An 11964-nucleotide genomic window follows, 5' to 3' on the forward strand; every position below is an offset into this window, starting at 1 on the left:
TTTGCTTCGGTCATCCGTCTTATAGAAATGCGGGCTGGTCGCGTAGGCAAAAGCCACGACCGGCCTTTCAGGGGACTCCCGTGCTGCGAAGCCCGTAGTACCGCTCCCTCTCACTGAATCAAGACCCGTCATCATGTCGAAGAAATCCCGCTCGAAACTGTGGTTCCTGGTACACAGCTGGCTGGCGTTGCCGATCTGGTTTTTCGTTCTGATCGTCTGCGTCACCGGCACCCTGGCAGTGGTCAGCCAGGAAATCGTCTGGCTGGCCAATCCGCAGATGCGCGCCAGCGCCCCTTCGGACGACGCACCATTGCTCAGCTACGATCAGGTCCTGGCCGCGATCAAGAAGGCCGAACCGCAGACCGTGGTGCAAAGCATCAGTCGTCCGGACGAATCGCACTTTGCCCTCGACGTCGAGGTCAGCTACCCCGACGGGCGTTCGCTGACGGTCTACGTCAACCCGTACACCGGGGTCATCCAGGGCCCCGCGCCAACCTTCAACTTCAAGGCGTTCACCCGCGCACTGCATGGCTGGTGGCTGGTGCCGTTCACCAACGGCTTCAGCTGGGGCTGGTATCTGGTGTCGTTCCTCGGCCTGCCGATGCTCGCTTCGCTGGTGACCGGGCTGGTGGTGTACAAGCGCTTCTGGAAAGGCTTTTTCCGCCCGACCCTGCGCATTCGCCACGGTGCGCGGATTTTCTGGGGCGACTTTCACCGCCTCAGCGGCATCTGGTCGATCTGGTTCATCGCGGTGATTTCCATTACCGGCGTGTGGTTCCTGATCCGCGCCCTGCTGTTCGACTTCCAGATTTCCATTTCCAGCGAACCGATCATCCCGGCGATGTCCAGGGAAAGTGTGCCGATCTCCGCCGACGGCACACCGCCACCGCGGATCAGTCTCGACTCGGCCATCGAGATCGCTCAACAAAAGATCCCGGGGCTGGAAGCCAGTTTCGTCAGCCTGCCCGGCAACGCCTACAGCCACATGAGTGTCGGTGGTCGTGGCTGGTATCCGCTGATGTTCCAGACCGCCACGCTCAATCCTTACAACGGTGACATTGCCGCCTCGCGCCTGCTGTCCGACCGCTCCGCCCTGGAGTTCGTCACCGAATCGATGCGTCCGCTGCACACCGGCGATTTCGGCGGAATCTGGATCAAGCTGATCTGGTTCTTCTTCGGCCTGCTGCTGAGCATGATGGTTCTCAGCGGCCTGCTGATCTGGACCAAGCGCACCGCCCTGGCCACGCTCAACGCACTCAAACGCGAAGACAAGAGAAACCGCAAGGTCGCGCCGCGATCGACGTCCCGACATGAACCTTCGGAGGTGCGTCCGTGAGCCACATTGGAATAACACCACCGTCGCGCCTGAACCGGTTCTGGCACAAATGGCGTTTCCACCTCAACGTCCTGTTGCTGCTGATCCCGCTCGGTTTCATGCCCAAATACTTCGCCGATGCTTCGCTGTTTCGTGGTGACAGCGGACTGGGTGAACGGGAGATCGGCGAAATCCAGGTCGGCCCCTGGAGCCTGCGACTGGCCGAACTGCGCAATCAGGCCCCGATCCTGACCGGCCCCGCCGGCTACATGAAAGATTTCAGCGCCGCCCTCTGCGACGCCTGTGTCGACCACGTCAAGGCGACGTACCTACGCATCGGCAAACCTCGCAGCCTGCGCGCGGCCGGGGTGATTTTCTTCGGCACGCCGTACCGCATGGGCACCCAGTTGCCGGTGCCGGAAAAGACCGCTGCCGACGCCGAACTGTGGATCACCATGGAAGGCTGGGACGGCAGCATGCACCAGGCCTCGATTCCGCTAAGCCAGGCCTCGCCCGCCACCCTCGCCTGGCTGAACAAACAAGGAGCCAAACCATGAGTCATGTACAACGCCTCTTTCGCCTGCACCTGAGCGCCGCATTGCTGGCGCTGTCTGCCGGTTTCAGCACAGGCGCCCTGGCCCACAACCCGATGTGCGAGTGCAAGGCCATCGACGCCGAGCAGATCAAATGCACCGGCGGCTTCTCCGACGGTAGCGGCGCGCCGGGGGTGACCCTCGATGTGATCGGCTATGACGAAACCATCCTGGTCCCGGGCAAGCTTGGCGCCGATTCGACCCTGACCTTCAAAAAACCCGGCGCCGAGTTCTACGTGCTGTTTGACGCCGGCCCCGGTCACGTGGTCGAAATCGACCAAGCGGATATCGAAGCCCCATGACCACGCCGACCACCCAGGTTGTACGCCCGGCCGGTGCCGGGCACGAAACCCTCAATGTGCTGCTGATGTGTCTGTTGATCCTCACCGTCGCCGGATCGGTAGTCGCATGGCGCGGCGTCTCCCACGAACCGGAGCCGGTTTCCAGCCATCAACTGGACGCCCGCCGCGACCTAGGCGCCAGCGAGCAAGGCATCTATGCGGATCTGCGGGTGACCCTCGACGAGATCCACCTGTTGCGCGAAGAACAGCAAACACTGCCGACCCCGCAGAACCTGGCGGACGAAGGTTTCGCCCCGTTTGCCCAGGACGCCAGTTCGGTCAGTCGTGGTGGTCATGCCTGGCAGTTGCTGGCCGACCGCGCCTACTTCGGCCACAGCCAGGCACCAGCCGTGGCCGGTTCGTTTCTGATGCGCCTCAACGTAGCCGACGACGCTGCGCCGGACATCTGGCTCAACCGCGCCACCGACCTGCAAGCGCCAGCAGACCTGTCCGACGCAGCGCTGTCCGCCGCCGGCTGGAAACAGATCGTCGCGCAATTCGATGCCGGGGTGACCCGCGAACATCGTCATTGAACCCTCGCCTTCATTCGAGAGAAGACCGCTTGCCCATGCCTAGTTCATCTCAACGCCGTCCTTTCCTGCGCCTGCTGCTGATCGGTCTGTGCGCCTGCCTGCTGAGCCCGCTGGCCAGCGCCGATCAGGCCAAGCGCCTGCGCATCGGCATCACCCTGCACCCGTATTACAGCTACGTGGCGAACATCGTCGGTAACAAGGCCGAAGTCGTGCCGCTGATTCCCGCCGGCTTCAACCCGCACGCCTACGAGCCGCGCGCCGAAGACATCAAGCGCATCAGCGGGCTGGACGTGATCGTGCTCAACGGCGTAGGCCATGACGACTTCGCCGACCGCATGATCGCCGCCAGCGAAACGCCGAACATCAAGACCATCGAAGCCAACGAAAACGTGCCGTTGCTGGCCGCCACCGGGGTTGCTGCGCGCGGCGCCGGCAAAGTGGTGAACCCGCACACGTTCCTGTCGATCAGTGCCTCGATTGCCCAGGTCAACAACATCGCCCGGGAATTGGGCAAGCTCGACCCGGACAATGCCAAGACCTACACCCAGAACGCCCGCGCCTACGGCAAACGCCTGCGGCAGATGCGCGCCGACGCCCTGGCCAAGCTGACCCAGGCGCCGAACGCTGAACTGCGCGTAGCCACGGTGCACGCCGCTTACGACTACCTGCTGCGCGAGTTCGGCCTTGAAGTCACCGCCGTGGTCGAGCCGGCCCACGGCATCGAGCCGAGTCCGAGCCAGTTGAAGAAAACCATCGACCAACTGCGCGAGCTGGACGTGAAAGTGATCTTCTCCGAGATGGATTTCCCGTCCACCTACGTCGAAACCATCCAGCGTGAATCCGGTGTGAAGCTGTACCCGCTGTCGCACATTTCCTATGGCGAATACACCGCCGACAAGTACGAAAAGGAAATGACCGGCAACCTCAACACCGTGGTGCGGGCGATTCAGGAGTCCGGCGCATGACGGCTCAGGAAAACCTTTCAATCAGACATAGCGGTCCGACCCTGGATTTCGCCGACGTCAGCCTGACCCTCGGCCGCACGACGATTCTGGACAAGGTCACCTTCCAGGTGCAGCCCGGCAGCGTGCATGCGCTGGTCGGCCCCAACGGCGGCGGCAAGAGTTCGCTGATCAAGACCCTGCTCGGGCAGATGCCGCATCAGGGCCGGCTCAGTCTGCAATGGCCCGGCGAACCCGGCACCATCGGTTACGTGCCGCAGGCGCTGGAATTCGATCGGGGTCTGCCGATGACCGTCGATGATTTTATGGCCGCCATGTGTCAGCGTCGCCCGGCCTTCCTCGGCTTGAGCAAACGCTACGCCGGCGCTATCGGTGATGCGCTGGAGCGAGTCGGCATGCAGGACAAGCGCAAGCGCCGGATGGGCGCACTATCCGGTGGTGAACGCCAGCGGGTTCTGCTCGCTCAAGGCCTGATTCCGGCCCCGCAATTGCTGGTGCTGGACGAACCGATGTCGGCCCTCGACGAAGCCGGGATTCAGGTCTTCGAGCGATTGCTCGGCGACTGGCGTGCGGCAGCCATCACGGTGCTGTGGATCGAGCACGATCTGGAAGCGGTCGGGCGTCTGGCCAATCGCGTCACCGGCCTCAACCGCCGCGTGCTGTTCGACGCCACGCCACAACAGGCCCTGACCCCGGAACGCCTGCTGACCCTGTTCTCGACCCATCCACGGAGCGCTGCCTGATGAGTTACGAAGCCTTTCGTTTGATGGTTCAAGGCTGGGCCTCTTCCGGTTACCTGCCGGAAGCCCTGGCCTATGGGTTTGTGGTCAACGCCTTGCTTGCCGGTCTGCTGATCGGCCCGGTGCTCGGTGGCCTCGGCACGCTGGTGGTGGTCAAGCGCTTCGCGTTTTTCTCCGAAGCAGTCGGTCACGCGGCGTTGACCGGCGTGGCCATCGGCATTCTGCTCGGCGAGCCCTACACCGGGCCGTACGGCAGCCTGTTCGGTTACTGCCTGCTGTTCGGCATTTTGCTCAACTACCTGCGCAACCGCACCGGTCTGGCACCCGACACATTGATTGGCGTGTTCCTGTCGGTGTCCCTCGCTTTGGGCGCCAGCCTGCTGCTGATTCTGGCGGGCAAGATCAACGTGCACATTCTGGAAAACGTGCTGTTCGGCTCGGTGCTGACCGTCAACGGCAACGACCTGCTGGTGCTGGCGATTGTCGGCTCGCTGGTGATGGCGCTGGCCCTGCCGCTGTACAACCGGATCATGCTCGCCAGCTTCAATCCGCAACTGGCGGCGGTGCGCGGCGTCGCGGTGAAGACCCTGGATTACCTGTTCGTGATTCTGGTGACGCTTATCACCGTCGCCGCAGTGAAAGTCATCGGTGCGATTCTGGTCGGTGCGCTGCTGGTGATTCCGGCGGCGGCAGCACGTCTGCTCAGCCAGTCGCTCAAAGGCTTTTTCTGGTGTTCGGTGCTGATTGCCACGATCAGCACGCTGTGCGGGATTCTCGCGCCGATCGTGTTCGACCTGCCGATTCCGTCCGGCGCCGCGATCATCCTGGTCGCCGGTATCGCCTTCGCCCTCGCCGCGATTGCCCGGGGCGTCGTCCCCAGTCTGAAAGGGAACCTTGGATAAATGGCTTTTTCATTACGAAAACTGACTCTGGCCATCGCCTTCAGTGGCGCGGTTTCCAGCCCTCTGCTGGCTGCCGAGAAACCGTTGCGTGTGCTGGCCTCGTTGCCCATCACTTATGGTCTGGGTGAAGTCCTGCTCAAGGGCACCGACATCAGCCTCGAACGTGCGGCGCCAGCGAATCTGCCGGGCAGCCGCCAGACCGCCTATTTCACCGGTCGCGGCGCCCCGGCGCTGAGCAAACTGGCCACTGGCGCCGATGCCGTGATCGGCGTGCGCTCGCTGTGGGCCGATGATCCGCTGTATCCGATCGCCCGCCGCAGCAACATCCGCATCGTCGAAGTCGACGCCGCCCGCCCTGTGGACGGCGCCCTGCCCGGCATTGCCGTACAACCGGGGCTCAAGGTCGACGGTTTGAACAGCCAGCCGTGGCTGGCGAGCAACAACATGGGTCGCATGGCCGACGTGATGGCGGCAGACTTGGTGCGCCTGGCACCGAAGGACAAACCGAAGATCGAGGCCAATCTGGCGGCACTGAAACAGCGCCTGCTGAAACTTAGTGCCGACAGCGAGGCGCGTCTGGCCAGTGCCGACAACCTGAGCGTGATGAGCCTGAGCGATCACTTCGGTTACCTGATCGGCAGCCTCAATCTGGAATTGATCGGACAGGATGCCCGCGCGGATGCCGAATGGACGCCGGAGGATCTGAAAAAACTCACCGCCACCCTGAAAGACAATGACGTGGCAGTGGTGCTGCACCATCGGCAGCCGTCGGACGCGGTGAAAGCGGCGATTGCCGAATCGGGCAGTCATCTGCTGGTGCTGAGCACCGATGCAGCGGATCCGGTGGCAGAGCTGGAAGGCAATGTGGATGTCCTGCTCAAGGGCCTGAGCGGCGCCTAAGGCCAGTTGCCCCCCGTTGATCGTTCCCACGCTCCGCGTGGGAATGCAGCCCGGGACGCTCCGCGTCCCTTGCGAAGCGGACGCGGAGCGTCCAATGAGGCATTCCCACGCAGAGCGTGGGAACGATCACCGTCTGGGTGGGAACGATCGACATGAAAAAACCCGCTGACCGTTCCCGGTTCAGCGGGTTTCTTTTTGCCTGAAGACTTACTGTGCAGCCGCTTGCGCTTCCATCTTCTGGCGCAGGCTCAGCGGACGCATGTCGGTCCAGACTTCTTCGATGTAGGCCAGGCATTCCTTTTTCAGGCCACTCTTGCCGACGGTGCGCCAGCCTTCCGGCACGGCCTTGTAGTCCGGCCAGATCGAATACTGCTCTTCGTGGTTGACCACGACTTGAAAGAGGATGTCCTCGCGGTCGAATACTGACGTCATGCTGTGTCTCCATCGCTGTAAGGGTGGGCTGCACGACGGGTGCAGCCGGGTATGTAGAAAGAACGTTCGACGCGGCGAAAAATTTACAGGCCGGCGGTCGCGGCGCTCAACGCACGGCCGAAGATCTCGGCGACGCGGTCGATTTCCGCGGCGGTGATCACCAGCGGCGGCAGGAATCGCACCACCGCACCATGCCGACCGCCCAGCTCCAGAATCAGCCCGCGCTTGAGGCATTCGCGCTGAACCAGCGGCGCCAGACGCGCAAACGCCGGTGGATGGCCCAGTGCGTCCGGCGTGCCGTTCGGATCGACCAGTTCGACACCGAGCATCAGGCCACGACCGCGAATGTCGCCCAGCTGCGGGAAGTCACGCTGCAGGATGTGCAGATGCTCGCTCAGGCGTTCGCCCATGGCGGCGGCGTGTTCGCAGACCTTGTGCTCGACCAGGTAACGCATCACGGCAGAGCCGGCGGCCATCGCCATCTGATTGCCACGGAACGTACCGGCGTGGGCGCCCGGCTGCCAGGTGTCGAGCCAGTCGCGATAAACCACCACGGCCAGCGGCAGGCTGCCGCCGATGGCTTTGGACAGCACCACCACGTCCGGGGTGATGCCGGCGTGCTCGAAGGCAAACATCTTGCCGGTACGGGCGAAACCGCTCTGGATTTCGTCGATGATCAATGCGACGCCGGCCTTCTCGGTGATGCGGCGCAGACCGCGCAGCCACTCGATGTCAGCCGGGATCACACCGCCCTCGCCCTGCACCGCTTCAACGATGACTGCGGCCGGCAATTGCACGCCGGCCTCGGGATCATTGAGCAGGTTTTCCAGGTAACTCAGGTTGGCCTTCACACCCGCCGCGCCACCGAGGCCGAACGGGCAGCGGTAGTCGTACGGGAACGGCATGAATTGCACGCCGGTGCTGAGCAATGCGCCCAACGGTTTCTTCGGACCGAGGCTGCCCATCAGACTCAAGGCGCCCTGGCTCATGCCGTGATAACCGCCGGAAAACGACAGTACGGTGCTGCGCCCGGTGGCGGTGCGCACCAGTTTCAGCGCAGCTTCCACGGCGTCGGTGCCGGTCGGGCCGCAGAACTGGATTTTCGCTTCCTTGGCCAATGCTGGAGGCAGCAGGCCGAACAGGTCCTGAACGAATTGGTCTTTCACCGGCGTGGTCAGGTCCAGGGTGTGCAGCGGCAGCTCATCGGCCAGCACCTGCTGGATCGCCTCGATCACCACCGGGTGGTTATGCCCCAGCGCCAGAGTGCCGGCACCGGCCAGGCAATCGATGAAGGTACGGCCTTCGACGTCTTCGACGTACAGGCCCTTGGCGCGCTTCAGTGCCAGCGGAATTCGGCGCGGGTAGCTGCGGGCATTGGATTCCTGCTGGCTCTGCCGGGCCAGCAACGGTGATTCATTGAACTGATACAGCGTTTCAGCCGGCGCGGAGGCGATCCGGGCCGACGACTCTTCAATAAGACTGGTGGCGACTGACATCTCTCGACCCCTCAATACGCTATGGATAGTGACCAAAACTGCACACCGGGCAGGTGCGCGTTCCGGTCGCGGGGCGCACATGCAGGTTTTCCTGTTCTGGAAACGCACCAGCGTGTCGAGGATTTACACCCTTGATCGAATGTCAGGCCGACAATGCCAGCGGCTTGTGCATCGGCAGGCTCAAAACGCCGTGATGCGTGAAGGCAGACGCCGCTTCGCGATACCCCAGGCGCCGGTAGAACGCCTCGCCGGTTCGCGTGCTGGCGAGCGTGACGCAAGGCCGGCCGCGAATCCTCAGCCAACCCTCGAGATCGCCCACCAGCGCGCGGCCCGCGCCCCGACGAAACCACTCCGGCTGCACATGACAAAACGTGATCTCGCCATTGGCGGCGGCCATGCCGACCCCGACCGGCTTATCGTGAAGAAGCGCGATATTCAGATAGAGATGCGGATCGGCGAGCCAGCCGCTGATGTGTTCCGCCGATTGTCGGCGAACCCAGCGGTCGACCAGTTGGGGATCGTTGCGATGATCGAGCGCGCAACCGACACGAATAGAGCGCTCGAGAATCCGGCTGATGATGCCGGCGTCGGCGGGTGTGGCGGGACAGATGTGGATGGGTGCTTCCATGGCGCTGTTTCCCTCAATCCATTGAGTCAAAGGCTGGGGCGACAATAACGTCGCGGCCGGCGGATGACTAATGGAGAGAGGTTACATTTGATGTGCCTGGCAACCTTTCAGACCGGTTGCAGCGGCATGGTCAGCTCGACCCGCAAACCATCCGGGCGGCTGTCGAAATGCAAGGTGCAGGCGCAGCGCTGAACGATGGCCTGGACAATCGCCAGCCCCAGTCCGCAGCCGGTGCTCTGGCCGTTGCGCCAGAAGCGCTGGGTCAAGTGTTGCAGATCGTCCGGGGCAATCCCCGGCCCATGATCGCGCACCACGAAACGCACACGATTGGCGATGGTTTCCAGGCTCAACTCCACCGCGCCGTCGGTCGGCGTGTGGCGCAGGGCGTTGTCCAACAGATTACGCAGAGCCGCGATCGACAGCACCGCCGGCATTTGCAGGGGCGCATCGGACAATCGCTCAGGCAGGTGCAGCTTGATGCGCTGGCGCTGGTCACTGGCCGAATCCTGAATCGCCAGTTTCGCCACCTGTTCGGCGCTGCACTGCACACCGTCGTCGAACGACAGACTGCCCTCGACCCGCGCCAGCAACAGCAATTGCTCAAGGGTCCGGTGCAGGCGGTCGGCGCCCTCCTCGGCCCGGGCCAGGGACTGATCGCGGGCACTGCCTTCGGTCATGCGCGCCACTTGCAGGTGGGTCTTGATCGCCGTCAGCGGGCTGCGCAGTTCATGGGCGGCATCGCCGGTCAGGCGACGTTCGCGTTCGATGGTCTTGCCGATGCGCTGGAACAACTGATTCTGGGTTTCGAGCAGCGGTTTCAATTCGCTGGGGAATGACTGCAACTGCAAAGGTTCGAGCGAATCCGCGTTGCGACGCATCAAGGCTTCACGCAAGCGATTGAGCGGCGCCAGGCCCTGACCGATCCCCAGCCACAACAGGCACAGGCAGCCGAGCAGCGCCACGCCCACCGGCACCGAGGCCGCCAGCAGGATCGACATGTTCAGGGCTTCGCGCTCGATGACCCGGTCGGCAGTGGTAATTCGCACATCGCCCCGAGCCAGGGTGAAGCTGCGCCAAGGCGCGCCATCGATCATCTGATCGTGAAAACCCATTTTCTGCGCTTCCAGCGCCTGTTCCGGATTGTTGTGGCTGCGGGCAAGAATTTCCCCGCGCAACGAGCTGACCTGACAGGCCATGCCGCCGGGAATGTTCAGTTGCTCGGCGCTGAAGTGAGTGCCTTCGCCTTTGCTCGGGATGGCCGGCAATTGTTCCAGCAATCCGGCGACCATCCGCGCCGACGCCACCAGGCGCTGGTCGAGGGAAAACATCATCTGGTTACGCAGGTCGCTGAGCATCCAGGCGGCCGCCAGTGCCCAGATCAGCGCGAACGCGGCGCCGAGGGTCAGGCTCAGACGCAGGCGCAGACTCATCACTTGTCAGTTTCTCCGCCATCGGCCGGGCCCAGGCGATAACCCAGACCGCGCACGGTTTCGACGATGCCCTTGCCAAGTTTGCTGCGCAGGTGATGGATGTGCACGTTGAGCGCGTTGCTCTCCAGCTCATCGTTGAAACCGTAGACGCTGTCCTTCAATTGCTCGGTGGACAGCACCCGGCCACGGTTGTGCAGCAAGGCTTGCAGCAGGGATTGTTCACGACGGGACAGGTCCACCGGACGGCCCGCCAGCGTGGTTTCACGGCTGCTCGGGTCGTAGGTCAGCGCACCGTGTTCGATCAGGTTGACACTGCGCCCGGCTACCCGGCGCAGCAGGGTTTGCAGACGCGCGAACAATTCGCGCAGATCGAAAGGCTTAAGCAGATAGTCGTCGGCACCGGACTGCAAACCGTCGACACGGTCGGTGACCGAATCCCGCGCGGTGAGGATCAGCACCGGAATTTCCAGCCCTTGCTGACGCAGTTGTTGCAGCAGTTTGAGGCCATCTTCGTCCGGCAGGCCGAGATCGAGCACCATCACGTCGAACTCGGCAACCTTGAGAATCGCCCGCGCCTTGGAGGCGGTGTTGACGTGCTCGACCGTCAGGCCTTGCGCCGTCAGCCCGGCGACGATCCCGCTGGCGATCAACTCATCGTCTTCGCAAACCAGTACGTGCATGGGAGCTCCATGAGAAAAAAAGCGATTCAAGCAGGAGAGGATTAAGCGGCAATTATGGACACTGCCCGCGCCAAGGAAAAGCATGATCCCGATGTATACGACTGCGGGCAGTGGTTTTCTCAATAGCGACTATTGCAATGACAACTAAAAAACCAACAGACAATAATTTATCAAGTTCAAAGCGACACAAATGGTAATCACAAAATCAGTGCGCAAAAGTTATTTATAGCGATAACCTTCAACTGCAGAACATACAAACACCACACTCACTACAAAACCAAACAACCATTATTTATTCCAAGGAACTATCAAATGTCCAAACTCAACAACTTTGTTGCTATTGACTGGCGCTCCGGCCCTGACCGGATTTACTTTTTCTTCAAAGATACTGAAACCTTTTCCTGCTACAACAATGGCGACGAAGAAGTACCCGGCGAATATCCAAAACCGATCAAGGGGCACTGGGAAGGGTTCGATGCCTATGCCAAGCACCTGCGGTTCGGCTTCACCCAGACCCAGGCGGGCGACAAGGATATTGTCTGGTTATTCTTTTACAATGGTGATCGCCCAATGGTTTGTGCCTATAACCAGGACACCGGAAAGGCTGATGCCTTTTACAATCTTTCCAACTCCCTGTGGACGCCGATCCTGCCCTACTTCGACAGAATCGTTGCCGGTACTTGGCTGGAAGCCATCGGATACAAAAATCTGTTTCGCTTCTTGTTGAATGACGGGACCCACTTGACGCTGGATACTGTAACGCGAAAAGTAAATCACCATCCAACAGCAGTACTGCCCGGACTTGAACTTTATAAAGATCGCCTTGTTACCGCGGCTCAGATTGATCCGACCTTTAGCGACAACCTCTGGTATATCTTCCTGACCAATGACCAGTTCGTGGTTTACAACATGCAGAAAGGCCGAGTCGAGGGTGGTGTGCACAACGTGAGCGGTACATTCGCCGGGCTGACACGGGGTCTCTGACTCCATCATTCGTTTGCAATACTGCAGC

At 61.8% G+C, this 11964-nt stretch carries 14 protein-coding genes; 9 read left to right on the plus strand and 5 right to left on the minus strand.

Annotated elements, in window-relative coordinates; translation table 11 throughout:
* The first annotated feature begins 133 nt into the window (after positions 1–133).
* The 8 genes from CAF74_RS00115 to CAF74_RS00150 are packed head-to-tail and all read left to right on the plus strand — an operon-like array spanning position 134 to position 6286.
* Positions 134–1336 carry a PepSY domain-containing protein gene (locus tag CAF74_RS00115; RefSeq protein ID WP_085744922.1) on the plus strand — a complete coding sequence of 401 codons (1203 nt, stop codon included), beginning with the start codon at positions 134–136 and terminating at the stop codon, positions 1334–1336.
* Positions 1333–1872: a thiamine pyrophosphate-binding protein gene (locus tag CAF74_RS00120; RefSeq protein ID WP_085744923.1), complete on the plus strand. Its 540-nt coding sequence runs from the start codon at positions 1333–1335 to the stop codon at positions 1870–1872. The genes CAF74_RS00115 and CAF74_RS00120 overlap by 4 nt, the downstream gene beginning before the upstream one ends.
* Positions 1869–2210, plus strand: coding sequence for a hypothetical protein (locus CAF74_RS00125; RefSeq protein ID WP_085744924.1), 342 nt, complete (start codon positions 1869–1871; stop codon positions 2208–2210). Before CAF74_RS00120 ends, CAF74_RS00125 begins: the two co-directional genes overlap by 4 nt.
* A complete protein-coding gene (locus CAF74_RS00130) occupies positions 2207–2782 on the plus strand; it encodes a DUF6162 family protein (protein ID WP_085744925.1) in 576 nt (191 codons plus the stop codon). The genes CAF74_RS00125 and CAF74_RS00130 overlap by 4 nt, the downstream gene beginning before the upstream one ends.
* Before the next feature lie 35 nt (positions 2783–2817).
* Positions 2818–3747, plus strand: a complete 930-nt coding sequence (locus CAF74_RS00135; RefSeq protein ID WP_085744926.1) for a metal ABC transporter substrate-binding protein — start codon at positions 2818–2820, stop codon at positions 3745–3747.
* Positions 3744–4487, plus strand: a complete 744-nt coding sequence (locus tag CAF74_RS00140; RefSeq protein ID WP_085744927.1) for a metal ABC transporter ATP-binding protein — start codon at positions 3744–3746, stop codon at positions 4485–4487. Before CAF74_RS00135 ends, CAF74_RS00140 begins: the two co-directional genes overlap by 4 nt.
* The gene (locus CAF74_RS00145; RefSeq protein WP_033059198.1) at positions 4487–5386 is read left to right on the plus strand and encodes a metal ABC transporter permease; all 900 of its coding nucleotides are present in this window, start codon (positions 4487–4489) and stop codon (positions 5384–5386) included. Before CAF74_RS00140 ends, CAF74_RS00145 begins: the two co-directional genes overlap by 1 nt.
* Positions 5387–6286 (plus strand): metal ABC transporter solute-binding protein, Zn/Mn family, encoded by a 900-nt coding sequence (locus CAF74_RS00150; protein WP_085744928.1) that lies wholly within the window; start codon positions 5387–5389, stop codon positions 6284–6286.
* Between the two features lie 207 nt (positions 6287–6493).
* Here the strand turns inward: CAF74_RS00150 and CAF74_RS00155 are convergent, their stop codons facing one another.
* The 5 genes from CAF74_RS00155 to CAF74_RS00175 all read right to left on the minus strand — a co-directional run bounded on the left by CAF74_RS00155 (position 6494) and on the right by CAF74_RS00175 (position 10952).
* Positions 6494–6718 (minus strand): MbtH family protein, encoded by a 225-nt coding sequence (locus CAF74_RS00155; RefSeq protein ID WP_007917715.1) that lies wholly within the window; start codon positions 6716–6718, stop codon positions 6494–6496.
* An 83-nt stretch (positions 6719–6801) separates the two neighbouring features.
* Entirely contained in the window at positions 6802–8214 is a 1413-nt protein-coding gene (locus CAF74_RS00160; protein WP_085744929.1) for an aspartate aminotransferase family protein, read from the minus strand.
* A gap of 142 nt (positions 8215–8356) precedes the next feature.
* On the minus strand, positions 8357–8842 hold the full coding sequence (locus tag CAF74_RS00165; protein WP_085744930.1) for a GNAT family N-acetyltransferase: 486 nt from the start codon (positions 8840–8842) through the stop codon (positions 8357–8359).
* A 107-nt stretch (positions 8843–8949) separates the two neighbouring features.
* Positions 8950–10272 carry an ATP-binding protein gene (locus CAF74_RS00170; protein ID WP_085744931.1) on the minus strand — a complete coding sequence of 441 codons (1323 nt, stop codon included), beginning with the start codon at positions 10270–10272 and terminating at the stop codon, positions 8950–8952.
* The gene (locus CAF74_RS00175; RefSeq protein WP_064378569.1) at positions 10272–10952 is read right to left on the minus strand and encodes a response regulator; all 681 of its coding nucleotides are present in this window, start codon (positions 10950–10952) and stop codon (positions 10272–10274) included. The genes CAF74_RS00170 and CAF74_RS00175 overlap by 1 nt, the downstream gene beginning before the upstream one ends.
* Before the next feature lie 312 nt (positions 10953–11264).
* Between CAF74_RS00175 and CAF74_RS00180 the strand changes: the two genes are divergently transcribed.
* On the plus strand, positions 11265–11936 hold the full coding sequence (locus tag CAF74_RS00180; RefSeq protein WP_085744932.1) for a hypothetical protein: 672 nt from the start codon (positions 11265–11267) through the stop codon (positions 11934–11936).
* Positions 11937–11964 lie beyond the last annotated feature (28 nt).

The sequence above is a fragment of the Pseudomonas sp. R45(2017) genome, assembly GCF_002112305.1.
Lineage (GTDB): Bacteria > Pseudomonadota > Gammaproteobacteria > Pseudomonadales > Pseudomonadaceae > Aquipseudomonas > Aquipseudomonas paraglycinae.